Source organism: Nocardia sp. NPDC003183, from assembly GCF_053590715.1.
In genome coordinates this window covers 60,578-85,151 of record NZ_JBSFTG010000011.1, presented here as the reverse complement: position 1 = coordinate 85,151, position 24,574 = coordinate 60,578, and the positions used below count along the sequence as shown (strand labels likewise).

Genomic DNA, 24,574 nt, shown 5'->3' with positions numbered 1-24,574 from the left:
GCGATCGGCGCCCTACCCGTGCACGACGTCGGCGAGCGTGATGATCGCCTGCTCCCAGAGTTCAGCGAAGCGCGCGGCCTGGTCTTCGGTGAACAGGGACGCGCTCCAGCGGAAGTTGGTGGTCAGGGCCGGCCCGTCGGGGGTGGTGCCGATGCCCGCGATGACGTCGATCGCGTACCGCAGGGGAAGGTCGGGTTCAGGGTCGAGAGGTAGGGCCTGGTCGTGCTCACCGACGAGCAACGACCAGGGATCGGATTCGTTGCCGCTGAGGTCGATTCGGCCGAGGTAGTTGAATTCGACCTGGGGTTCGGCGGCGGAGCGGAGTTCCGCCGCGCGGTTGACGTAGCGCAGCAGACCGTAATCCAGTCCCTGGTTGGGGATTTCGCGCAGATGCGTCGAGACGGAATCGAGCAGAGTACGGGCGGCAGCCGGGTCCGCTTGCGCGCGTGCGATATCCACCGCGTTGTCGCCGACGCCGAGGCGGACGGGGAAGACGCTGGTGAACCAGCCGAGGGTGTTGGCCGTGTCGGTGTCGAGGGTGGTGTCGGCGCGGCCGTGACCCTCCATGGCGATCAAGGCACCTGCGGCCGGGTCGTTTCCGTTGTCGGCGTGCAGCGAGGCCATGGTCATGGTGAGGGCGGTGAGCAGGAGCTCGCGGACGCCCTCGTCCTTGCCGACACGATCGAGGAGTCGGTCGGTGACCGCCACCGGCGTCGCGACCGTGCTGACGCGCAGGCTCGACCAGGTGTCGGTGGCCGGTACGGGGTGCCGGGAGCCGAGGGCGTCGTCGGGCTCGCAGACCTGTGCGGTCCAGTAGTCACGCTGGGCCAGGACTTCCGGTGCGGACGCACGCTGCCACATGGCCTCGGACCACTGCCGGTAGGAGGTGAACTCGGGCAGCATCTTCGGCGTCACGCCTGCTTGGATCTGCTGCCAGGCAGCGGCGAGGGCATCAAGCATGATGTGCCAGGACACGACGTCGACCGCGAGGTGGTGCACGGCGAGCAGCAGGATGCCGGCACCGGCGCCGGAGCCCGGCACGTCTTCGACGGCAGACTCGGTTCCCGCGAACCACACGGCCCGAACCATTTCCCCGGCCCGTGGGTCGATCGCGTCGTTCGCGATTCGCGCGTATTTCGTGATGGCCGTGTCGAGTTCGGTGCCGCTGAGCCCTCGCGGTGCTTCGATGACGAGCTCGCCCGTGTTCACCACGCCGGGCGCGCGCGTGACCATGCGCGGGCCGTCCGGTGTATCGGTGAGCACCGCGCGCAGGGTGTCGTGCGCGTCGAGCAGCGCCTGGAGGGTGGATTCCAGTGCCGCACGGTCGATTCCGGTGGGCAGACGCAGCAGCGCGGCCTGGGTGAAGCGGCGGTAGTTGCCGTATTCGTACATCCAGGAGACCACCGGCAGCGGCGGGACCACACCGTAGGCGTCGGCACCGGACTGAGCGGCGGCGGCCGGCGCGTCATCGACGGCGGCGGCGAGTTCGCGAATGGTCGGGCAGGCCAGCACCATGCGCGGATTGAGGGCGAGTCCACGGCGGCGGGCCTTGTTGACCAGCGAGATCGCGACGATGCTGTCGACGCCGAGTTCGTAGAAGTCGGCGTCGATGCCGGGCGCGCGGCCGTCGAAGAGTTCGGCGAACAGCTCGCTGAGCGCGATCTCGGTGGGCGTCTCGGCGGCCGCGTTACTGTCGGCGACCGACAGCGACTGCTCGGCGAGCTCGTTCAGCGCGGGACCGTCGAGCTTGCCGTTGACGTTCACCGGCAGCTGGTCCAGCACGACGATTCGCGCGGGAATCATGTACGCGGGCAGGCGTTGCGCGAGATCGGCACGCACCCGGCTGACGATCACGGCCCGTCCGGCCTTGCCGACGACGAAGCCGACCAGCGACGCGCCCCCGGCACGGCGCACCACAGTGACCGCGGCGGTGTCGATATCGGCCGAACGTCGCAGCGCGGTCTCGATCTCACCGACCTCGATGCGATAGCCACGCACCTTCACCTGGGCGTCGGCGCGGCCGAGGTAACCGAAGCGGCCACCCGGGAGCCGGCGCACGAGGTCGCCGGTGCGGTACATGCGCGCACCGGGGCGCGTCGGGTCGGCGACGAAACGGTCCGCGGTGATGGCGGGCTTGCCGAGGTAGCCGCGGGCCAGCTGCACGCCCGACAGGTAGAGCTCGCCGACGATGCCCTGCGGGACCGGCCGCAGCCGGGAGTCGAGCACGTAGCCGACCATGCCGCCGTTGGCGGTGCCGATCGTGGGGATCTCCGAGGTGGCCACGGGCGCGACCACCGCTTCGACCGTCGTCTCGGTGGGCCCGTAGCAGTTGTACACAGCCGTCGCGGGGAGCGCGCGCAACCGCGCCCACAGGGCGGTGTCGATCGCCTCGCCGCCGAGGGCCAGCACCGGCAGGTCACGATCGAGCAGGCCCGCTGCCGCCAGCTGAGCGAGCATCGACGGGGTGGTGTCGATCATGTCGATGTCGAATTCGGCCATGCCGGCGACGATGCGGTGCGCGTCGCGCATCTCCTCGGCGTCGAACAGGTGCAGCGCCTGCCCGGCGAGGAACCCGACCATCGGCTGCCAGGAGGCATCGAAGCCGAGCGACCAGGCGTGCGCGATCCGCAGGGGGCGGCCGAGCTTGTCCATGGCCGGACGGTAGAAGCGCGCGAGGTGATCGGCGAAGTAACCCGCCAGGGCGGCGTTCGTGCCGACGACACCCTTGGGTTCGCCGGTCGAGCCGGAGGTGAAGATGATGTAGGCGCTGTGGTCGAGTTCGCGATTCACCGCAGGGGCCTGGGCGGGCCGGGCCGCGACCCGTGCGATGACGGCAGGATCGTCGAGCGCCAACACGGGCACCGATCGGTGATCGGCTGTGGTCTCGGTGACGCCGTCGAGCAGCGTCCGATCTCCGTCGAGGACGACGGCGAGGACCGGATTCGACTGGCGCAGAATCGAGGCGATCCGGGCGGCCGGGAGCGTGATGTCGACCGGGACGTAAGCAGCGCCCGCGGCGAACGTCGCCAGGATGGTGATGATCGAGCGCGGGCTACGCGGGAGCATCAGGGCGACAACGGTTTCCGGGGCGACGCCGTGCGCGGCGAACTCCCCGGCCAACCGGCAGGCTTCGTCGTGCAGCGCCCGGTAGGTGAACACCTCGCCCGCAGTGGTGGTGAGGGCGATCGCGTCCGGGGTAGCGGTGGTCTGCTGCTCGAACAGTTCCCACGGGGTGGCGGTCGGCGCCGGAGTCGTATTCGTTGCGGCACTGCGGAGTTCGGCGTGCTCGGCCTCGGTGAGCAGGTCGATCGCATCGGTGGTCGCGGTGGCGTCGAGGGTCGGCAGGGTGCGCAGGACGGTCAGCATCCGGGCGCCGAGGTCGGCGGGGTCGAGGTGTCCGAGGAGCGCGGGAATCGCTTCGACGAGGACGAGGAGTTCGCCGTCGCTCAGGTGGGAGACGACCGTGAGCGGGTAGTGCGCGAGGCTTTCCATCTCGATCGGCCGGAACCGGGCGCCGTCGGGGGCGGTGACCGTCTGGATGGCGTCGTCGATGGGGGCGTTCTCGAAAACGAACAAGGTGTCGAACAGGGCACCGTGACCGGCCGCGCGTTGCAGGGTCGACAGGCTGAGATACCCGATGTCGCGCATGGTCGCCGAATCGCGTTGCAGGCGTGCGCATTGCGCGACGACCGGCTCGGCGGAGTCGAGGCGGTGCACGACCGGGACGGTGTTGATGAACAGCCCGACCATGCCTTCGACGCCCGCGAGCTTCTCCGGGCGGCCGGAGATGGTGGTGCCGTAGACCACGTCTCGGCGGTCGGTGATGCGGCCGAGCAGCAGCGTCCAGGCGAACTGGACGGCGGTGTTCAGCGTCATCCCGTTGGTGCGCGCCCACTGCTGCAATTGCTCGGTTTCTTCGGCGGACAACCGGAGTCGCGTGGTCTCCGGGACTGCGGAGCCACGATCGCCGGTGCCGTCGGCCAGCACCAGGGGTGCGCTGACCTGCTGGAGGTACTCGGCCCAGCGGCGGGCCGCGGCGTCGTGGTCCTGCGCGCCGAGCCAGCCGATGTAGTCACGGTAGGGACGGGGCGCGGGCAGACCGTCGAGGGTGCCACCCGCTCGATAGACGGCGAGCAGCTCGGTGAAGAACACCGCGACCGCCCAGCCGTCCATCAGGATGTGGTGCGCGGTGAGGATCATCCGCTTGCGCGGCTCGGGCGCGTCGGTGACGTCGAGCAGCAGCACACGCAGCGCGGGACCACGGCTCAGCACGAACGGGACGCGGCGCTCGGATTCGGCGATCGCCTCGAATTCCGTGGTGCGCGCATGTCGTTCGGCCCACGGCAATTCCGCGCGTGAGGGGATGATCTGCACCGGTTTGGGCACGTCGGTGTCCCAGAACGCGGCACGCAGGTTCGGATGACGGTCCAGCATCGCCTGCGCGCTGCGACGCAGCAGGTCGGTGTCGACCGGGCCGTCGATATCGACCACGAACTGCATCGTGTACAGGTCGATCTCGGTACCCGTCAGCCGGGAGAGCGAGAAGAGCCCCTCCTGCAGCGGACTCAGCGCGAGTACGTCTTCGATCTGCGGCGCACTCATGCTGCGTCCCTTCCTAACTGCTCGTTCATCCCGACGTTCGTGCTCATCCCTGCGCGGACCAGGCGGCCGTCAGCGCGGACAGGGCGTCGGATTCCAGGCCCGACGCGCTCATCGGCGCGTGCGAAACCTGTTCGGGCTCATCGGCGTGCGTCGCGTCACCGGCGGCGGCGTCGACGGCGGCGGCCAGTTCGGTGATCGTGGCGCATTCGAACACCAGCTGCGGCGACAGCGGCAGGCCGAGGGCATCGGCGCGCGCCGACCACTGGATGGAGATGACGCTGTCACCACCGAGGGCGAAGAAGTTGTCCTCGCCGACGACGTCGTCGATTTCCAGCAGTTCCTCGATCAGCGCGATCAGGGTGCGCTCGGTGTCGGAGTCGGCCGCCGCACCGGTGGCCACGGCGCTCGCGGCCACCGGGGCGGGGGTGGCCAGCAGACGCTCGAGATCCGCGGCGGGCAGCACACGCAGGTCGGCCACCGGCAGGTCCGGCGTTTCGGCGAAGGCGCGCAGCGTGGCGGCGAGCGCGTCGGCGATCAGCGTGGCCGTGGCCGGTTCGTACAGATCGGCGTTGACGACGACGCGGACGCCCATGCCGCCCTCGGCGGTCACGTTCAGGCTCAGGTTCAGATCCAGGAACGAGACGTCGAAGTCGGCGGGCAGCACGGTGACAGTGCTCTCCCCCGAGGTCGCGAACGGGAGCGTGGTGGGTGCCCAGTCGGCGCCACGGAAGTGGATCATGCTCTGGAACAACGGGTTCCGCGAGCGCGAGCGACGCGGGTTGAGCGCTTCCACCAGGCGCTCGATCGGCAGCTCCTGGTGGGCGTTGGCGTCGAGCACCACATTGCGTGCCCGAATCACGGTGTCGCGCAACGTCGGCGCGTTCGACAGGTCGTTGCGCAGCACGACCATGTTGGCGAACAACCCGATCAGGGCTGTCGTCGCCGGATCGGTGCGCGCCGCGACGGGAGTGCCGAGGGTGATGTCGGTGCCGCCACCGAGGGTGTGCAGCAGGGTGGCGACCGCGGCCTGGCACACCATGAACTCGGTGGCGCCGCTGCGGACCGCGAGCGATTCGAGCCCGGAGCGCACGGCGGCGGGCAGCGAGAAGCTCACCACTTCACCGCGCTTGCCGAGCACCGGCGGACGCTGCCGATCGTGGGCGACCGCGATCTCCTCGGGAACATCGGCGAGCGTGGACCGCCAGTACTCGATCTGGTCGGTGGCGAACGCGCTCGGTGCGGCCTGGTCGAACAGTTCGCGTTGCCACAGCGCGTAGTCGGCGAACTGGACCGGCAGCGGCGCCCAGTTCGGGGCGCCACCCTGTTCGCTGCGAGCCCGGTAGGCGGCGGTGAGGTCGTCGAGCAGCACGCCGAAGGACGCGTGATCGGCGACGATGTGGTGCACCAGCAGCGAGAGCACGTGCGCGCCCGCGTCGAGCACGAGCAGTTCGGCGCGGATCAGCGGCTCACCGTCGAGGGTGAAGTGGTAGCCGGCGATCTCGGCGAGTGCCTCGGTGAGCTGCCCGGCGGCGAGCTCGCGCACCGGCAGCGGGACCGGTGCGGCGGGGTGCACCACCTGGTAGGGCACGCCGTCGTGTTCGGGGAAGGTGGTGCGCAGCGACTCGTGCCGGGCGACCACGTCATCGAGCGCGGCACGCAGGGCGGCGATGTCGAGTGCGCCGTCGAAGCGCAGGGCCAGCGGCAGGTTGCCGACCGAGCCCGCACCCTCCATCCGGTACTGGAACCACATCGCCAGCTGCGAGTACGACAGCGGAACGCGCTCGCCGCGCGGGCGCCCACCGATCGCCGGGCGGCTGGACCGCCCCGGTCCGGCGGTCGCGGTATCCGCCGTCACGGTTTCGGCCGGTTCGGTGGTCGTGCTCTCGGCGGGGGCGTCGTCGAAGTCGTTGTCGACGGCATCGAGGTCGATATCGAATTCCGCCAGGAAGCGGGCGACCAGGTCGGCGGCCAGGGCAGCGGGGGTCGGGCTGTCGAACACGACGCGCACGTCGAGCTCGATGCCGAACTCCGCGCGGACCTGGGCCACCAGGCGCGCCGCGAGCAGGGAGTGCCCGCCGAGTTCGAAGAACGAGTCCTCCGCGCTGACCTCGTCGAGGCTGAACAGGGCGCCGAACAGGGCGCACACCTTGCGTTCGGTGGCCGTGGCCGGAGCGCGGTGGGTGCGCACCACGGCGGGGGACGCCGCGGGCAGGGCGCGCTTGTCGAGCTTGCCGTTGACGGTGAGCGGGATCTCGGGGATCACCGCGAACGCGCTGGGCACCATGTATTCCGGCAGTCCGCCTGCCGCGAACGCGTGGACCTGTTCGAGGTCGACCGTGCCCTCGGCGGGGACCACATAGGCGGCGAGCATCGCGCCGATGGCGGGGTCCTCGGTCACCACGACCACGCAGTGGGCGACGGCGGGATGCGCGGCGATCGCGGCCTCGACCTCGCCGAGCTCGATGCGGAAACCACGCACCTTCACCTGTTCGTCGGCGCGGCCGACGAACTCGAGCTCGCCGAAGGCGTTGCGGCGCACCAGGTCACCGGAGCGGTACATGCGGGCGCCCATCGCGGGGCCGCCCTCGGCCGCCGCGAACGGGTCGGCGACGAAACGCTGCGCGCTCAGCGCGGGACGGTCCAGGTAGCCGCGGGCGAGCTGATCGCCACCGAGGTAGAGCTCACCGACGACGCCGTCGGGCACCAGCTGCAGTGCCTCGTCGAGGACATAGGTGTAGACGTTGCGGTTGGGGACGCCGATCGGCACCACGCCGGTACCCTGCGGACCCGCGACCGGCATATGGGTCGAGCAGACCACGGCCTCGGTCGGTCCGTAGTGATTGCGGAGTTCGGCCTCGAGGGTGTTGAAGAACCGGTCGGCGACTTCGCCGGGCAGCGCCTCGCCGCCGACGGGGATCTGGCGCAGCGACTGCCATTCGCTGATCTCGGGCAGCAGCAGGAACGTACTCAGCATCGACGGCACCATGTGCAGCACCGTCACCTGGCGGCGGGTTATCAGGTCGGCGACGTAGCGGATATCGCGGAAAGCGTTGGGCTTGGGCACGATCAGTTGCGCGCCGACCGTGAGGGTGATCGCGATGTCGACCAGCGAGGCGTCGAAACTCACCGACGACGACTGCATCAGGCGGTCGGCGGCGGTCATGTTCCAGTCGGCGGTGAAGCAGACGATGTGTTCGGCGATCGCGTTGTGCGGCACCGGAACACCCTTGGGCTTGCCGGTGGAGCCGGAGGTGTAGATGACGTAGGCCAGATTCGCGGGGAGCAGCGGACGCAGGCGCTCGGCATCGGTGGGCGCGGTCGCGGGGAGATCGGCGGCCATCTCTTCGGCAGCGGCCAATTCGACTGCGCTGAGCAACAATCGAGGGTTCGCGTCCTCGATCAGGTACTCGATGCGATCCTGCGGGTAGGCCGGATCGATCGGGAGATAGGCGCCACCGGCCTTGAGGACGGCGAGCACGGCGACGATGAACTCCACCGAGGTGCCGAAGCGAAGGCCGACGAGGTCCTCGGTGCCGACGCCCTGCCCGATCAGCCAGTGGGCCAGGCGATTCGCGCGCGCGTGCAGCGCGGCGTAGGTGAGCTCGGTGTCGTCGGAGAGCAGTGCGAGCCCGTCGGGGGCGGCGGCCGCGGCCGATTCCAGCAGGGCGACAAGGGTGGTCGCCGGTTCATCGACGAGGGCGCCGTGCGAGCGATCCAGCAGGGTCGCGCGGTCGGTGGCACCGAGCATGTCGAGGTTGGCGAGTCTGCGTCGCGGCTCGCGCAACGCACTGTCGAGGAGCTGACCGAAGTGCGCGAGCAACTGGTCGACGAGGGCCTCGGCCAGCACATCGGTCTGGTACTCGGCTTCCACCACCGCGGTGCCGTCGGCGTCGAGCACAATGGCCAGCGCCAACGGCACCTGCGCGCTCGCCGCGCCGAGTTCGAGCTGGGTGGAGCTCACGCCGTCGAGGGCGAAACCGTCGGCGCTCTTGCGCACCGAGAAACCGAGGCGGACCAGCTGATCCAAGCCGTCGCGCCCGGCCACCCGATCCGGGTTCGCCTCGCGGACGACACGATCGATGCCGACGCCCCGATGCGCGAAGGCGCCGGTGCAGGTGTCGCGGACCGCGGCGACGAGCTGGGTGAAGTCGGCGTGGGCGCCCATGGTGGCGCGCAGCAGCAGCGTGTTGCCGAAGTAGCCGATGAGCTGTTCGGTGCCCGCGGGGCGATCGGTCACCGGGATGGAGACGAGGAAGTCGTCGGCGGCGGTGTAGCGGTGGATCAGCGCGTCGAAACCGGCGAGCAGCACCATGAACGGGGTCGCGGCCTGTTCGCGGGCGAACTGTTCGGTGCGGGTGACGAGCTCGGCAGGCAGACGGTGGGTGCGGCGCTGGGCGTTGCGGCCGGGGGTGGCCGAGGCGGAGCCGGGCAGTTCGAGGGGTTCGGGCAGCGGGCGCAGGGCCTCGCGCCAGAACGCCACGTCGGCCTCGGCGGGTTCCGCGGTCGACGCGATGGCCGCGAATTGCACGGTGTCACGGCCGAGCGCCGAATCTCCGTGGCCTGCCTCGTTCGCTTCGTCGGGTGAGGCGGCCGGGGCGCTCGGTGTGGACGATCCCGCAGTACTCGACCCGGCGGCGGCGCTCGGCTGCCCGGCCCGGTACGCGGCGTTCAGTTCGGCGAAGAACACCGCCCAGGAATCGTCGTCCCAGGCGATGTGGTGGATGGTGAGGAGCACGACGTGCTCGTCGGTCCCGGTGCGGATCAGCGTCGCGCGCAGCGGGAGTTCGGTGCCGAGCGCGAACGGACGACCGAACTCACGCTGGGCCAGCACCTCCACCCGCAGGTCACGACCCGACTCCGCGAGCTCGGTGAGGTCGTGGGTCGACCATTCGGCCTGGGCGTCGGCGGCGAACACCTGATACGGCGTGCCGTCGACGTCCGCGCCGTAGGTGGTGCGGAGGATGTCGTGGCGAGCCACCACCTGGTCGAACGCCGCGTGCAGGCGATCGGCGTCGAGCGGGCCGGTGAGGCGGTAGGCGACACAGATGTTGAGGGCGGTGTCGTCGGCGTCGCGGGTCTGCAGGAACCACATGCGGCGCTGGCCGGGGGTGAGCGGGCGCCGCTCCCCCACCGGAATACGCGGTACGGCAACGGGTTCGGCGTTCACTACGGCCATGCCGCGTTCGCGCAGCTTCTGCTGGAGCAGCAGTTTGCGGCGCTCGGCGACGGACAGGGTGGCTTCGGTGTCAGACATGTTCTTCGGCCCCTCAGCCCTGGTTGGTGTTCTGTGCCATGAGCAGCACGACATCGTTGAGCGATGCGCCGCCGAGAATCGCCGCGACCGGCAGATCGCGATCCAGTTCCGCTCGCACGCGCTTGCGGAAGTCCAAGGCCTGCAGAGAATCGAGGCCGAGCGCCACCAAGGGCATGGTGGCGTCGATGGATTCGGCGCTGTCACCGCCGATCACCTTGAGCAGTTCGGTGCGCATGCGCAGGTCGAGCGGGAAATTATCGGTGGGCGCCGCGGGCGCCGCAGCGACAACGTCCGCCGGAACCGCACTCACCGTGGCGGCGGGCGCCGGTGTCACCTGCGGTGCGGGCGTGGCGGATTCGAGACCGGTGAGCACGCTGGCCTGGCCGAACGCGCCGAGCACCTCGCGCAGGAAGTCCCAGTCGGCGGCGATGATCATGCCGTCGCGCACCGGCGCGGCGAGCCCTGCCTCGATCGCGTCCGCGGGCACCATCGGGAACACGCCTGCCTCCTCGACCCGGGCGAACCCGGCGTCGTCGAGCGGGCCTGCCACGCTCCACAGCCCCCACTGCAGACTCGCGGCGGCGATGCCACGGGCGCGCAGCCTGCGGGCCGCCACGTCGAGCATGCGGTTGGTCACCGCGTACAGGACCTGTCCGCGTCCGCCCAGCGTCGCCGCCATCGACGAGCACAGCAGAACCCGGCAGTCCACGGTCAGCGCGACCGCGTCGATCAGGTTGTCCAGACCACGCAGCTTCGCGGCGGCGGCGGTGCGCACGGCGTCGCCGGTGATCTGGTCGAGTTCGGCGTCCACATAGTTGACCGCGGCGTGAATCACCAGGTCGACCGGGCGATCGGCGATCTCCGCACCGAACGCCTTCGCGGCGTCGACATCGCTGACATCACACGACCGCACCACGATCTCGGTCGCGCCGATACCGCGCAGCCGCGCCAGTTCCGGTGCCAGCGCCTCGGTTTCGCCGCTGCGGCTCAGCAGCGTGACGCGGCCCGCTCCGGTGCGCGCCAGCTGATCGGCGAACCGCAGACCCAGCTGACCGGTACCACCGACGATCACCACATGATCGAGATCTGTTCCGAGCGAACCGGTTTCATTGGTGGTATCGACGACCAGGCGCTTGACGAACAGCTTGCCGGCGCGCAGCGCCAACTCGGCTTCCCCGCTGGAGTGCACCGCACCGACGATCTTGGCGGCCTGGGCGGGAGCGGATTCGTTCGCGGCGAGATCGAGGTGCCGGAACAGGATTCCCGGGTTCTCGATACCCACACTGCGGAATCCGGCGCTGACGCCCGACTGGAACAGCCCGGGAATCGGGTCACCGTCGTGGACGGTCTCGCCGCCGACGGTCAGCAGCCAGCACTCGCCACCGGGGCGCAGCGCGGACAATGCCGGGGCCCAGGCGCGTTCGGCGTAGAACCGCACCAGCGCGTCGATCGCACCGGCGCTGTCGTCGTCGCCGGCAGCGGGCAACAGCACGACCACGGAGTCGGCGGTGCCCACAGCGTGGTCCCGGGCGTCCTGGCCCGAAGGCGCGTCGGCGGCTCCGATCACGCGCGCGTCGGCGCCGTGGCGGTCCGCGGCGGCCACCAGGGCGGCGGCCAGCTCGACGCATTCGCCGGTGTGGTCGACGACGAGGAGACTGCGTGGCGCGGTCAGCGCGCGACGCTGCACCGGAATCCACTGTTCCACCAGCCGTTGCGGTTTCGGGGTGGAGACCACGAGTTCGGCGGGGGTCTCATGGGCGCCGAGGGGAGCCCACAGTCGCTTGGCGTTGGTGACGGTGTGCGGGAAGTCGCGCAGCGGGAGGCTGACGGTGTCGTCGACTCGCAGTGCGTCCCAGCGGTAGTCGATGTCGAGGACAGCGACCTGGGCGAGATTGCGGGTGAATTCCGAGAGCCCGTCCGCGGTGCGCAGCGACGTGCCGAGGACGCGGAAATCCCGCGCGGGCAGGCCGGGACGGTTCGGGACCAGGCTGAGGTTTTCCTGGATGGCCAGTTGCAGCACGGGGTGTTCGGCGACCTCGATCAGCAGGTCGACGCCGTCACTGCCCGCGCTGACCACGGCGCGGTCGAACCGGACGCGGTTGCGCAGGTTCCAGTACCAGTACTCCTCCTGCTTGAGGTCGGGCGTGATCATCTCGCCGAGAGTCGCGCCGTAACAAGGGATCTCGGAGGCGGAGAAGTTCGGTGCGCTCATCTCGTCACCGAGGAAGCCTTCGAACTCGGCCCGTACCTCGGCGACGATGGAGGTGTGTGCCGGGAAGGCGACCCGGATCTCCCGCGCGAACTGGCCGCGCGCGGTAGCGGCGGCCACCAGATCGACGACGGCGCCGCGTTCACCGGAGATGGCGATGATGTGCGGCGAGTTGACGACCGCGAGCTCGGCCCACCCCGAGTGCCGTGCCATCAGCGCTTCCACGCTCTCGCGGTCCATCCCGAAGACCGCCATCGAATAGCCGCGCGGGGACAGCCGGTCCGCGAGCAGGGCGCGATGGGTCACCGCGAGCACCGAGTCACGCAGCGTCATCACGCCGGAGACCGCGCCCGCGGCGAGCTCGCCCTGGCTGTGGCCGATGGTCGCGTGCGGATCCACCCCCGCGGCTCGCCACACCGCGGCCAGGCCCGTCATGTGGAACATCAACGCGGGCTGCACTTCCCACACCGTGTCCTCGTACTGCCCCTCGTTGCCGAGCAGGTAGTGCAGCGGCTGGGAATGCCCGAAGCGTTCGGCATGAATGGCGGCGCATTCGTCGACCACCGCGCGGTAGTCGGCCGACAGCTCATAGAACGTCGCGCCCATGCCGGGCCGCTGACTGCCCTGGCCGGGGAAGACGAACCCGATCCGGCGCGCGCTCGCCGGCACGTCGCCATACACGACGAGTGCGTGCTCGGAGCCGGTCGCGATCGCGTCGAGTGCGGACAACAGCTCATCGGTCGCCCCCGTCGGCGACGCCAGGATCAGCGCCCGGCGACGACGGGGCACGCGGGTGCGCAACAGCATGTCCGACACTCGTTGCGCGCTCGCCTCGGGATGCGCGGCAACATAGGCACGCAGGGCGGCCGCCTCGGCGCGCAGTCCCTCGACAGTGTCGGAGGACAGCAGGACGGGAACGCTGCCGTCCGGTAAGCGGTACTCAGCCATGGTTGGTCTCCTCCAGCACCGGCAGGCCGACGATGGCGTGCGCGTTGGTTCCCGCGACGCCGAACGAGGACACCGCGGCATAGCGCAGGCCGTCCGCGCGCGGCGCCCAGTCGGTGAGTTCGGCGGCCAGGCGCAAACTGGTCGCGTCCCAGTCGATCTCGGTGTTGGGCGCGTCTGCCCACAGGCTCGGTGCGATGGCGCCATGCGCACCGCACAGCAGCACCTTGATGAGCCCGAGCATCCCCGACGCGGCCTGGGCGTGGCCGGTGTTGGACTTCACCGAGCCGAGCAGAGGTCCGTCGGTGCGGTCCGGGTTGCCGTAAGTCGCTGCCAGTGCGGTCAATTCGAGCGGGTCGCCGACGGCGGTGCCGGTGCCGTGGCCTTCGATCAGGCCGATGTCGTCGGCGCTGATCCCGGCCGCGGCGACCGTGTCCTCGATCAGCCGCTGCTGAGCGCCCGCGCTCGGCACCGCGATCGGGGCGCCGGAACCGTTGTGGTTGACCCGCGAACCGAGCAGCTGCCCGTAGATCCGGTGCCCCAGCGCCTTCGCCCGCGATTCCCGTTCCAGCACGATGACTCCCGCGCCCTCTGCCCAGAGGGTGCCGGTGGGGTCGGCGGCGTAGGAACGGCAGTGGCCGTCGGTGGCGAGGGCGTTGTTCTTGGAGAACTCGTAGAACGCGCCGGGCGAACCCATCACGCACACTCCGCCGGCCAGCGCCCATTCGCACTCGCCCGCGCGGATCGCCGAAGCCGCCTGGTGCACGGCGGTCAGCGACGACGCGCACGCGGTGTCCACACTGATCGAGGGACCGACCAGGCCGAGGCCGTGGGAGATGCGCCCGGCTACCGCGCCGAGCGCCGTCCCTGTGGCGCGATAGCCGCTGTACTCGTTCACCGAGCCCACCCGTGGCCCGTATTCGACGGTCGAGACGCCCATCCACACACCGGCCGAATCACCGTCCAGCGCACCGGGATTGATGCCCGCGTGTTCGAGCGCACGCCACGCGACCCGCATGGCCACGCGCTGCTGCGGATCCATCGCCACCGCTTCGCGCGGGGTGATGCCGAAGAACTGCGCGTCGAAGTCGGTCGCGCCGTCGAGGAACCCGCCCGCGTCACGAACCGGCGCCCAGCCTTCGAGCCTGCCGAGGGCGAACAGTTCGTCGAGCGGCCAGTCACGGTCGCGCGGGAACGGGCCGATCAGCTCACGCCCGGAAGCGAGGGCGGACCAGAAGTCGGGCAGGGTCTCGACGCCGCCGGGGGCTTCGACACCCATCCCGACGATCACGATGGGATCGGAGTTCATCGCGCGAGGGCCTTGCCGACGAGCGCCTCGGCGATGCCGTCGATGTTCTCGTCGAGGTAGAAGTGACCGCCCTCGAACAGGTTGACCTCGATCTCGGCGGTGGTGCTCTGGTCCCAGCCGTAGAGGTCGCGCGGCCCGACGAACGGGTCGTCATCGCCACCGAGCACCAGCACGGGTGTCGCGACAGCCACGTCGGGACCACAGGAATAGGCGTCGAAGGCGCGGTAATCGGCCTTCAGGACCGGCAGCGCCATCCGCATCACCTCACGGCTGGCCATCACGTCGGCGCCGGTGCCGTTGAGCGTGGCCATGTGGTCGAGCAATTCGTCGTCCTCGGTGGGATGTGCGGGGAGCTCGGCGATTCGGTGCGGTGCGGCGGCAGCGGAGACCACCAGCAAACGCACGGACAACCCCGCGGCCTCGGCCAGCCGGACGAATTCGAACGCGACGATGGAGCCCATGCTGTGACCGAAGACGGTGAGCGGTGCGCCGGTGTTGTGCGCGGAGTCGCGGAACGCCTCGAAGGCGCCGGCGGCCAGCTCGGGCAGAGTCTGCGCGGCGGCTTCGCGCGCGCGGTCCTGACGGCCGGGGTACTGGACGATCGCGGTGTCGAAGTCGGCGGCCATACGCTTGGCGAACACCCGATATGCCGAGGCGCCCGCACCCGCGTGCGGGAAGACGATCAGCGGCGGTAGGGAATCGGTCCTGGGGGCCTGAAATTGCCTGATCCAGCCGAGTTCTCTTGCCATGTCGCTCTCCCTCACCGGCCGCGCAAAGCTGCGCGGCCGTTTCGCACTATCCAAACGCCGCGCTCACGCACGGGCCCGCCCGGCGCTGTCGTCCGGGACGGGGCGAATCCTGTTGCATCCGAATCCGACCCGAATCGGGAACGGCCCGGCTATCACCGGGCGATCGGTCGGGCAACAGTAACACCCAGCCATTAGTATAGGCTAGCCTTACCAATCGAGGTGACCAAGGTTACGATTGAACGGAGCACCGAGTAGATGAACCCCGCCGGGACCCCCACCGCGCTGCCCCGCGAGCAGACCGATCTGCCCGCCGAGGTGGCCGCCGCGCCCGCACCCGTGCTGCCGGTCTTCGCGGCGCCGTTCAGCCTGCGCCTGGCCGATCCCGACGGCACCGATCCCGAGCTGCTCGCCGAATGGATGGCCCGCCCGCACCTGCTCGAATCCTGGGAACAGGACTGGGACGCCGACCGCCGCCGCGAGAACTTCCGCGCCCAGCTGGCCGGAACCTATTCCCGCCCGTGCATTCTCAGCCTGGACTTCGCCGTCCTCGGCGAGCCCGAACTCGGTGTGCGCGACATCGCCTACCTGGAGTTCTATCGCGCCGCCAAGGACGAGATCGGTCGCTTCTACGACAGCGACCCCAGCGATACCGGCTTCCACATCGCCACCGCCGACACCGCGGTGATCGGCAAGGGCATCATGTCCGCCTGGATCTCCACCATGACCACCGCCGTCTTCGCGGCCGATCCCGCTTGCCGCCGTGTGTTGGCCGACCCCGACCACCGCAACGTGGCGATCGCCCGCAGCCTGGCCAAGGCCGGGTTCCAGCCGATCGGCGAGATCGACGTCCGTCCCGACCGGCGGATCGCGTTGCAGTACGTCCCGCGCACTCCGGAAGACATCATCGCGCCGCGTTGAGCGCAAGAAAGCCGAACACAAAAGAGCCCCCTCTCGACGAGAGGGGGCTTTCTTGTGTGCACTCAGCGCGCGATGGCGGCAGCCCGCGCCCGAGCAGGCACCGTTTGCAGCACCCGGTCCGAAAGTTCGCCGAGGCAACTGAGGTTCGGGAACCCCGGCCCCTGCGCCATCGCGGCCATATTGGGCAGATAGAGCTTGCCGCCGAGCCCGGTGACCGCCAGGTCGTAGCCGATCGACGACTCGATCCGCGACTGCGTCAACGCACCGCCGACGGCGAGCTCGAGCCGATCCGCGGTCCGCTGATCGAACATCTCGAGGAACCACAGCGGCTGACCACCGGTGGCATCCACCACCAGGTCGAAGTTGTGGACCTGGTCGGCGCGCAACTCGTTGCTCAGCGTCAAGGCCAGTGATTCGCCCTGCGGCGCGATCTTGGTGACCCGCCCCTGCAGGTGATGAACGCGGTTGTCGCCCAACAGACTTTCCTGCACACGCACCGAGAACACCCCGCGGTCGGTGCGCCGGATCACGTCGCGCCGTTCCTGGATGCTCAGCGCCGCCCACTTCACGGGGTCGCTGAACAGCGAGTTCTCGAAGAAGCTCTCGCCACGGGTGTAGAGGGTGGCCAGCGGCGAGATCACCGAGATGGTGAGCATCTCGTGGCGAACCAGCTCGTCCAGCGCCGAACCGCCGGTCTCGCCGCCACCGATCACCGCGGCGCGGGAGGCGGCGGGCAGCGTGCGTTTGCCTGCCCGGTCCCAGAATTCGGCGATGCTGAGCACACGGGGATGGTCGAGGAGGGCACGGCTGCTGCGGCCGGGGCCGGTGATCATCAGGCCGTCGGCGGTGAGCCGGCTCTGCGCGCCGTCGGCGTCGACCACGTCGACCTGCCACTGTTCACCGTCGCCGTGACCGATCTTGTCCACCCGACCGAGCACCAGCTCGAGGTCGATGGACTTCGCGACCCACTGCAGGTACTTGGCCCACACATGGTGTTGCGGACTCGGCCTGCCGCGGTCGATCCACTCGGCATAGGTGCCGTGTTCGATCAGGAACGTGGTCCAGCTGAAGGCGGCCATCGCGTGATCGATATCGCGGTTGCGCCCGCGCGCCCAGGTGGAGTGGTACGGGAAGCCGACGTCCTTCTCGGGGCTGGTGCCCAGCCGGTGCTGCCCGTCGGTCCAGCCGCCGGTGGGCAGCCAGTTGCCGCCGACGGCATGCGCCTCGACCACGACCACGCGCGGAGCGGGCATCCCGAGGGAGCGCAGAACGTGTGATTTAGTCGCCACCGCAAGGGCTTTCGGCCCAGCACCGACTACCAGGAGGGTATCCACCGGTTCGTTCTCCACTCTCTCACGCACCAGCCCATATTTGCATAGGCTTACCTTATTTAACCACCGGAGCAGACAAACAAGTGTCGTTAGGCTAACCTAACGAACATGGGTAAGGGATTGAACGGTCTGATAACCAAGGCCTGGGGCGGCGCCGACTACCGGCTGACAGTGACCTCCAACGAGGAGATCACCGACAAGTTCATCCGCATCGGCTTCACCGCGGGCGGCCTGCTCGCCGACCACCCGGTGCACCCCACCCAGTGGATCCGCCTGTGGATCCCCGACGCGACCAGCGACAAGCTGCACCACCGCGGCTACACGCTGGTCGACCAGAACCCCGACGAAGACACGATGAGCATAGATTTCGCTCTGCACAACGGTCCGGCGGCCGACTGGGCCCGCCGCGCGAAGCCGGGCGACCTGCTCGACGCCACCGTGCTCGGCTCGGACTTCCAGCTCCCGGAGCAGACCCCGAGCGAGTACGTCATCTTCGGCGACACCGCCTCGCTGCCCGCCATCAACTCGCTGCTCGACGCCATCGGCGACACCCCCGCGCGAGTCTGGCTGGAATGGCAGTACGAGTCCGACAAGACCATCCCGGTCAACAACAAGCCCCACCACACCCTCACCTGGCTCCAGCGCGTCGACGACGGCCGCCTGCTGCGCGAGGCCGCCCAGGAAATCACCTGCGTCCCCGGCACTTACGGCTGGGTCACCTGCGACGGCCACACCACCCGCTCGATCGTGAAGTCCCTCAAGACCCAGCACGCCCTGCCCAAGACCTCGATCAAGGCGCAGGCCTACTGGAAGTAAGCGAACCGGTTCCGCGACAGCCCGCGAGGCGGGTGGCGGGCCGACGGGATTTCGGCGAGGGTGGGGGTGGAAGTTGTCCCCTGCCTGCGAGGAGAGCACCGTGTCCATTCTCGATGCCGCTACCCCCTTCGGCGAAGAGGTCGGCAAGCGACTGGCCGAGGAACACGTGATCTGGTTGACCACCATCGGCGCGGACACCACCCCGCAGCCGAACCCGGTGTGGTTTCACTGGGAGAACGACGAGTTCCTCATCTTCACCATGCCCGAGGCCAAGAAGCTGCGGCACCTCGCGCACAATCCGCGGGTCGCGCTCAACTTCAACGCCACCGAGAGCGGTGGCGAGGTCGCCGTCTTCACCGGCACGGCACGCGTGAACGAAGCGCCCACCGAAGACGAGATCGCCCACTACGCAAGGAAATACACCAGGGGCTTCGTCGACATCAAGATGACCCAATCGGAATTCTTCGAGGCCTACTCGGTGCCGATCCGTGTCGCCCCGGACCGCCTGCGCGGCTTCTGAACTGCCGCGGTGCGTGCGCCGGAACCCGGCGAGTACTGTGGCGAGCTCCGTCCGTATCACGGTGGGGAGCCGACATGCAGTTCAAACAGTCGAGCAAGCTCGCGAATGTTTCCTATGAGATCCGCGGCCCGATAGCCGAGCACGCCGCTCGACTCGAGGTCGAGGGACACCGGGTGATCAAGCTCAATACCGGTAACCCGATGCAGTTCGGCTTCGACGCACCATCGGAGCTGCTGCGCGACATCATCGCCAACCTGCCGTCGTCGGCGGGCTACGCGACCTCCAAGGGGTTGCTGCCCGCCCGGCGCGCGGTGGTGCAGTACTACGAGGGCCGCGGCGTCGACGACCTCGATATCGAGAACGTCTTCCTCGGCAACGGCGCGTCCGAACTCATCATGATGGCGATGACCGCACTCATCGAGAACGGCGACGAAGTCCTCGTCCCCGCACCCGATTTCCCGCTGTGGACCGCCGCCGTGCATCTCAACGGCGGCAAGGCGGTGCACTACCTGTGCGACGAGAGCGCCGACTGGTATCCCGACATCGCCGACATCGCCGCCAAGATCACCGACCGCACGCGCGCCATCGTGATCATCAACCCGAACAATCCGACGGGCGCGGTGTATCCGACCGAGGTGCTCGAGCAGATGCTCGAACTCGCCCGCCAGCACAATCTGATCGTCTGCTCCGACGAGATCTACGACAAGATCCTCTACGACGACGTCGCCCACACCGTCACCGCCTCGCTCGCGCCCGACCTGCTGTGCCTGACGTTCAACGGCTTGTCCAAGGCCTACCGGCTCGCCGGTTTCCGGTCCGGCTGGCTCACCGTCTCCGGCCCGACCCGCCATGCCGAGAGCTACCTCGAGGGCCTGACGATGCTGTCGGGACTGCGGCTGTGCGCGAATGTTCCCGCACAGCAGGCTGTGCAGGCGGCGCTGGGCGGGCACCAGAGCATCCACGAACTCACCCTGCCCGGTGGTCGACTACTCGAACAGCGTGATCGGGCGTGGACCGCCCTCAACGCGATTCCGGGCGTGTCCTGTGTGAAGCCGAAGGGCGCGCTCTACGCCTTCCCCAAGCTCGACCGCGCGACCTACCGGATCGACAACGACGAGAAGTTCGTGCTGGACCTGTTGCTGGCCACCAAGATTCACGTCGTGCAGGGCACCGGCTTCAACTGGCCCTCCCCCGACCACTTCCGCATCGTCACCCTGCCGCAAGCCGATGAGCTCGACCAGATCATCGGCAGGATCGGCGAATTCCTCTCCACCTACCACCAGTAACACAAGCGGGCGGGCCGAGAAGCCTCGGCGGTGTCGCGACACCGCCGAGGCCCTGGCGTTTACGCGGAGACCGGCTCCAGACGCCAGCCGGTTGCCCGCTCGCGCTCGTTCCAGAACGCGGCGTAGCGACCGTTCAGCGCGAGCAGTTCCGCGTGCGTACCACGTTCGGCGATCCGGCCCCTGTCCAGGAAGAGGATCTGGTCGGCATGGGCGATCGTCGAGAGACGGTGCGCCACGACGAGAACCGTCTTGTCCCTGGTGAGTTCGTGGATGCCACGAACCACCACGGCCTCGCTGTGCGGGTCCAGCGCACTGGTCGCCTCGTCGAGCAGGACGATCGGGGCGTCCTTGAGCAGGGCGCGAGCGATCGAAACCCGTTGACGCTCACCGCCCGACAGCGAGGTGCCGCCTTCGCCGACGGTGGTGTCGAAACCGTCCGGGAGGCGATCGACGATCTCGTCGACCCTGGCCGCCACCGCCGCGCGGTGCAGCTCGTCGTCGGTGGCGTCGAGCTTGCCGATGCGGATGTTGTCGGCGACCGAGCGGTTGAACAGGTAGACGTTCTGGAAGACCAGCGAGAGCTGGTCGAGCAGGGTGTCCGAAGGTTGCCTGCGCACATCGTGTTCGCCCACCGAGACCGCGCCGGAATCGACATCGTAGAAGCGGGCGGCCAAGCGCAGCAGGGTGGTCTTGCCGGAACCACTGGGTCCGACGATGGCGGTGGTGGTGCCGGCGGGGACGGTGAAGGTCAGGTCCGACAGGACCGGTTCGCCGGGGCGGTAGCCGAAGCTCACCTCGTCGAAGACCACCGCGGGCGCACCGGGAGTGACCGGTTCGGTCGCGGCGGGCAGGGGTGATTCGGCGAGCAGGTCGGTGATGCGGTCGGCGGCCGCGGCGGCCGAGCGCAGGGCCGTACCCAGCTGGGCGGCCTGGTTCACCGGTTCGATGAAGCGCGCGCTTACCGCGATCAGCGCGATGGCCGCGGCGACCGAGATCGCGCCATCGGTCACCTGGACGACCGCGATATACGCGAGCACCAGGAACACGGCCTGCACGAACAGCGCGAACACGGTCAGCCCCGGCACGGTCGCGACCATCATCTTCAGCACGGCCGAACGTTGCCGCACCAGTGCCGAATCCAGCTTCTTGTTCCCCGCGCCGACCGCACCGAACGCGCGCAGCACCGGCTGGGCCTGCGCGAACTCCACCACCCGCGAGTCGGCCTCGGCCGCGGCGGCGTGCAGCCGGGCGTCGGCGCCGGTGTAGGCGCGATTGGCGAGATTGTTCACCAGGTAGAGCACCGGTGCGGCGAGCAACATCGCCACGCCCACGCGCCAGTCGATGAACAGCATCCCGATCGCGACGACCAGCGGCACGATGACGCCGGTGAGCACCTTGGTGAGCAGATAGGCGATCAGGCCCTGCATTTCGCGCACCTGCTCGACCATCACCCGCGAGAGTGGGCCCGCGTCACGATCTTCGAACCAGCCCAGCGGCAACGCGTTGAGCTGATCGCCGAGCCGGGTCTGCAGACCGCGCTGCATGCCGAGGCCGATCCGCAGACCGATCACGGCCTGCAGGTAACCGAAGACGACCACACCGGCCACGGCGACGGCCATGCCGAGCGCCCACAGCCACGCGCCGCTCAGATCGTCACCGAACAGCGCTTCCAGCACCGGAACCAGCAGCAGATACGCGATGGCCTGGCACAGCGCCTGCACCACGATCACGCCGAGCAGCCGCGAGATCAGGGGGGCGAACTCGTCGGGGACGAGCCGGAAAACCTTGCGAATCATCGTGTTTCCTCCACCAGGGCGAGCGCGCCGAGGGCAGCTTCGTTGATCTCCCACAGCCGCTGATACAGGCCACCGGCAGCTCGCAGTTCGGCATGCGTGCCCTGTTCGACCAGGGTTCCGTTGTCCAGCACCAGGATTCGATCGACTCCGGTGATGGTGTGCAGGCGGTGCGCGATGACCAGCACCGTGCGCCCGGCGACCAGGGCCGCCAATGCGTCCTGGACCGCGGCCTCGGATTCGGGATCGGCGAACGCGGTCGCCTCGTCGAGGACGAGGACCGGGGTGTCGGCCAGCAGTGCGCGGGCGATCGACAGCCGCTGCGCCTCGCCGCCCGACAGCGTGGCGTCGACGCCGATCTCGGAATCGTAGCCGCGGGGCAGCGCCAGGATCCGGTCGTGGATCTGAGCGGCCCTGGTGGCGCGTTCGATGGCCTCGGTGTCCGCGCCGGGGCGGGCCAGCAGGAGGTTCTCGCGAATGGTGCCGCGGATCAGGCGCACGTCCTGGAACACGAATCCGACCGTGCGATAGAGCTCTTCGCTGGTGAATTCGCGAATATCGCGGCCGTCGATGGTGATTCGCCCCGCACCCACGTCGTAGAAGCGCGGCAGCAGCTTCGCCAGGGTCGACTTACCGGAACCGCTCGGGCCGACCAGGGCGGTGATGGTGCCGGGGGTCAGTTCGAGGTCGATGCCGCGCAGCACGTCGTGGCCGGTGCGGTAGGCGAACTCGACGCCTTCGAAACCCACGATGCCGGTCTGCGCGCCCGCGGGCGTTTCGGCGATCTCCAGTTCCGGGGTCTGCAGGAGTTCGTGCAGGCGCAGGGCCGCTGCGCCACCGGCGCGCAGGGCCTGCGAACCGTAGCCGAGGCCGAGCAGCGAACTGCCGATACCCAGCCCGACCAGCAGGAACGGCAGCAGATCGAGCGGGTCCACCCAGTCGAGTCCCACACCGGCGAGACCACCGAGGACCACCACCAGCATGACGAACACGGGCATCACCACGATGTCGGAGGCCGCCTGCACACGAATGATCGGCGTCTTCATCCGATGCGCCGCCTGGACCTGACCTTCGACGGCGTCCTGGAACTCCCTGTGCGCCTTGCCCGCCTGACCGAACGCCCGGACCACCTGGATACCGTCGACGAACTCGACCGTGGCGGCGGACAGGCGGCGCTCCCACCGGGTGTACACCGCGAGGCGATCGCGGCCGTCGCGGTCCATGATCTTGCTGAACAGGATCATGTAGGCGATCAGCGGAATCATCAGTACCAGCGTGAGTCGCCAGTCGACGGTGAACAGGTAGCCGAGGGTGACCAGCGGGACCACCAGCGCGCCGATGAAATCGAGGCGGGCGTGCGCGACCAGGAAATGCAGGGCGTCGACATCGTCGCGCAGATAGCCTTTGACCTCACCGGAGCTGCGCTCGCCGAACCAGCCGAGCGGCACCCGGGTGAGCTTGGCCGCGAGCAGCCTGCGCAGCGTGAGCTGGTAGCCGGCGTCGACCGCGTGCGACCAGCTCAGTGCCACGACCTGGAGCAACGCCCGCACGACGAGCACGATCACGGCCGCGCCGAACAGCCACCACACCCGGTCGGTGTCGACCGGGGAGTTCAGCAGTTCGCGGCAGGCCGCCACGATCAGCAGGAACGGGACCACCGAGCACACCGAGGCGAGCGCGACGATCAGGCTCGCCACCGTCAGCATCCCCGATACCGGTGCCAGAATCTCCTTGCGCGCCAGCGCTTCCCGCTGCTTCTGCGCTTTCGCTGCCGCCTTGGGCAGCCGGTTCCCCGACTCCGCCCCCGGCGGCGGCGCTACCTGCACCGTCATATCGTTCTCGCCTCTCGACCTGTCCGCGGCAACTCCGCCAAAGGTAGGTTAGCCTAAGTTGAGTGCTTGTGGACGATCGGGGAAGGTTGTGTGAACTGCCCGTCAACCCGTCGGCAATTCACTCTTTCGGGCGTAATTTCCTCCCTACCTCTTGATCTCGTGTAGCGGTGGGAGAACGAAAATGTTTGTCACGTCAATCATTTCAGCAATCGCCGATTGCCATTCCGACCCTGGAAAGCTGTCGCCCGAACAGGCGCATCGGGCGATGCAGATACATCTCGAATGCAGCGTCGACCTGTGCCGGGTGCGACGGCGTGCGCGTCAAGTCCTCGTCGAAGCGAAACTGATGGTGCTCGATCAGCGGGCAGGTTAGCGATTGAGCGACGGAATTGCGGGAATGCGCTTCCCATGTTCACTCCGCTGCCCTCTTCGGCCGCCTGGTTACACCGGGACGCGCGTACCGGATTCGAGGTCACGTATTTCCGTGACGATGCGCGCGGAGTTCTCGTCGAAGGGTGCGCGACGGCGGTCGAGGACGGGATCACCTGGGTGATCGACTACCGGCTGCGGCTCGACGGGAGCTGGCACACCCGGTCGGCGCAGATCGTCGGACGGTATCCCGAGGGCAGGCGGTCGGTGACCGTGCAGTCCGATGGGCTGGGACGCTGGCAGGTCGACGGCACGGTCGCGCCCGAGCTCGACGGGTGTCTCGATATCGATCTCGAGGCGTCGGCGTTCACCAATGCCTTGCCGGTGCACCGCCTCGGGCTCGCGGTCGGCGACGGTGCCGACGCGCCCGCCGCCTATGTGCGCGCCGCCGACCTCACCGCGGCCCGATTACCGCAACACTATCGCCGGATCGCCGACGGGGTAGGTCAGCGCTACGACTACCGTGCTCCCGAATTCGACTTCCACGCCACCCTGGACTACGACGAGTCGGGTCTGATCATCGACTACCCCGGGCTGGCCACACGCACCGCGTGATCGACGACGTCGAGCAGGTTCCGAGG

Annotated in this window: 13 protein-coding genes; 5 read left to right on the top strand and 8 right to left on the bottom strand. The window is 69.0% G+C overall.

Features of this window, described 5'->3' with window-relative positions; genetic code table 11:
* Positions 1-12: 12 nt before the first annotated feature.
* Genes ACWDXS_RS25915 through ACWDXS_RS25895 form a run of 5 tightly spaced genes read right to left on the bottom strand, consistent with a single transcriptional unit; the run spans position 13 to position 15,068 of the window.
* Positions 13-4,602, bottom strand: coding sequence for an amino acid adenylation domain-containing protein (locus tag ACWDXS_RS25915; protein ID WP_449969451.1), 4,590 nt, complete (start codon positions 4,600-4,602; stop codon positions 13-15).
* A 43-nt stretch (positions 4,603-4,645) separates the two neighbouring features.
* Positions 4,646-9,856, bottom strand: coding sequence for an amino acid adenylation domain-containing protein (locus ACWDXS_RS25910; protein WP_449969448.1), 5,211 nt, complete (start codon positions 9,854-9,856; stop codon positions 4,646-4,648).
* Positions 9,857-9,869: 13 nt separating this feature from the next.
* The gene (gene nbtC, locus ACWDXS_RS25905) at positions 9,870-13,013 is read right to left on the bottom strand and encodes a nocobactin polyketide synthase NbtC (RefSeq protein ID WP_449969445.1); all 3,144 of its coding nucleotides are present in this window, start codon (positions 13,011-13,013) and stop codon (positions 9,870-9,872) included.
* Positions 13,006-14,319 carry a beta-ketoacyl [acyl carrier protein] synthase domain-containing protein gene (locus ACWDXS_RS25900; RefSeq protein WP_378993669.1) on the bottom strand — a complete coding sequence of 438 codons (1,314 nt, stop codon included), beginning with the start codon at positions 14,317-14,319 and terminating at the stop codon, positions 13,006-13,008. The genes nbtC and ACWDXS_RS25900 overlap by 8 nt, the downstream gene beginning before the upstream one ends.
* Complete coding sequence (locus ACWDXS_RS25895; RefSeq protein WP_378656614.1) at positions 14,316-15,068, bottom strand: thioesterase II family protein; 753 nt, start codon at positions 15,066-15,068, stop codon at positions 14,316-14,318. The genes ACWDXS_RS25900 and ACWDXS_RS25895 overlap by 4 nt, the downstream gene beginning before the upstream one ends.
* A 255-nt stretch (positions 15,069-15,323) precedes the next feature.
* Here ACWDXS_RS25895 and ACWDXS_RS25890 point away from each other — a divergent pair, with 255 nt between their 5' ends.
* A complete protein-coding gene (locus ACWDXS_RS25890; RefSeq protein ID WP_378993671.1) occupies positions 15,324-15,986 on the top strand; it encodes a GNAT family N-acetyltransferase in 663 nt (220 codons plus the stop codon).
* Positions 15,987-16,048: 62 nt separating this feature from the next.
* On the opposite strand, the gene ACWDXS_RS25885 is transcribed toward ACWDXS_RS25890, so the two are convergent.
* Positions 16,049-17,320: a SidA/IucD/PvdA family monooxygenase gene (locus tag ACWDXS_RS25885; RefSeq protein WP_378993673.1), complete on the bottom strand. Its 1,272-nt coding sequence runs from the start codon at positions 17,318-17,320 to the stop codon at positions 16,049-16,051.
* Between the two features lie 105 nt (positions 17,321-17,425).
* Here ACWDXS_RS25885 and ACWDXS_RS25880 point away from each other — a divergent pair, with 105 nt between their 5' ends.
* The 3 genes from ACWDXS_RS25880 (at position 17,426) to ACWDXS_RS25870 (ending at position 19,939) form a co-directional block, all read left to right on the top strand.
* Entirely contained in the window at positions 17,426-18,133 is a 708-nt protein-coding gene (locus tag ACWDXS_RS25880; RefSeq protein WP_379316193.1) for a siderophore-interacting protein, read from the top strand.
* A 100-nt stretch (positions 18,134-18,233) separates the two neighbouring features.
* Positions 18,234-18,653, top strand: coding sequence for a TIGR03667 family PPOX class F420-dependent oxidoreductase (locus ACWDXS_RS25875; protein WP_378993677.1), 420 nt, complete (start codon positions 18,234-18,236; stop codon positions 18,651-18,653).
* A gap of 74 nt (positions 18,654-18,727) precedes the next feature.
* Complete coding sequence (locus tag ACWDXS_RS25870; protein WP_378632188.1) at positions 18,728-19,939, top strand: pyridoxal phosphate-dependent aminotransferase; 1,212 nt, start codon at positions 18,728-18,730, stop codon at positions 19,937-19,939.
* Positions 19,940-19,998: 59 nt separating this feature from the next.
* Here ACWDXS_RS25870 and ACWDXS_RS25865 read toward each other — a convergent pair whose 3' ends face one another.
* The gene (locus ACWDXS_RS25865; RefSeq protein ID WP_449969438.1) at positions 19,999-21,735 is read right to left on the bottom strand and encodes an ABC transporter ATP-binding protein; all 1,737 of its coding nucleotides are present in this window, start codon (positions 21,733-21,735) and stop codon (positions 19,999-20,001) included.
* Complete coding sequence (locus tag ACWDXS_RS25860) at positions 21,732-23,564, bottom strand: ABC transporter ATP-binding protein (protein ID WP_449969435.1); 1,833 nt, start codon at positions 23,562-23,564, stop codon at positions 21,732-21,734. Before ACWDXS_RS25860 ends, ACWDXS_RS25865 begins: the two co-directional genes overlap by 4 nt.
* A 408-nt stretch (positions 23,565-23,972) precedes the next feature.
* On the opposite strand from ACWDXS_RS25860, the gene ACWDXS_RS25855 reads away from it, so the two are divergent.
* Positions 23,973-24,548: a putative glycolipid-binding domain-containing protein gene (locus tag ACWDXS_RS25855; protein ID WP_378993683.1), complete on the top strand. Its 576-nt coding sequence runs from the start codon at positions 23,973-23,975 to the stop codon at positions 24,546-24,548.
* Positions 24,549-24,574 lie beyond the last annotated feature (26 nt).

Excerpts from the sequence above, each read along its gene's own strand:
- ACWDXS_RS25915 (WP_449969451.1), bottom strand. The coding sequence starts at position 4,602 with ATGAGTGCGCCGCAGATCGAAGACGTACTCGCGCTGAGTCCGCTGCAG.
- ACWDXS_RS25900 (WP_378993669.1), bottom strand. The coding sequence starts at position 14,319 with ATGAACTCCGATCCCATCGTGATCGTCGGGATGGGTGTCGAAGCCCCC.
- ACWDXS_RS25890 (WP_378993671.1), top strand. The coding sequence starts at position 15,324 with ATGAACCCCGCCGGGACCCCCACCGCGCTGCCCCGCGAGCAGACCGAT.
- ACWDXS_RS25910 (WP_449969448.1), bottom strand. The coding sequence starts at position 9,856 with ATGTCTGACACCGAAGCCACCCTGTCCGTCGCCGAGCGCCGCAAACTG.
- ACWDXS_RS25860 (WP_449969435.1), bottom strand. The coding sequence starts at position 23,564 with ATGACGGTGCAGGTAGCGCCGCCGCCGGGGGCGGAGTCGGGGAACCGG.
- ACWDXS_RS25855 (WP_378993683.1), top strand. The coding sequence starts at position 23,973 with ATGTTCACTCCGCTGCCCTCTTCGGCCGCCTGGTTACACCGGGACGCG.
- ACWDXS_RS25870 (WP_378632188.1), top strand. The coding sequence starts at position 18,728 with ATGCAGTTCAAACAGTCGAGCAAGCTCGCGAATGTTTCCTATGAGATC.
- nbtC (WP_449969445.1), bottom strand. The coding sequence starts at position 13,013 with ATGGCTGAGTACCGCTTACCGGACGGCAGCGTTCCCGTCCTGCTGTCC.
- ACWDXS_RS25880 (WP_379316193.1), top strand. The coding sequence starts at position 17,426 with ATGGGTAAGGGATTGAACGGTCTGATAACCAAGGCCTGGGGCGGCGCC.
- ACWDXS_RS25865 (WP_449969438.1), bottom strand. The coding sequence starts at position 21,735 with ATGATTCGCAAGGTTTTCCGGCTCGTCCCCGACGAGTTCGCCCCCCTG.
- ACWDXS_RS25895 (WP_378656614.1), bottom strand. The coding sequence starts at position 15,068 with ATGGCAAGAGAACTCGGCTGGATCAGGCAATTTCAGGCCCCCAGGACC.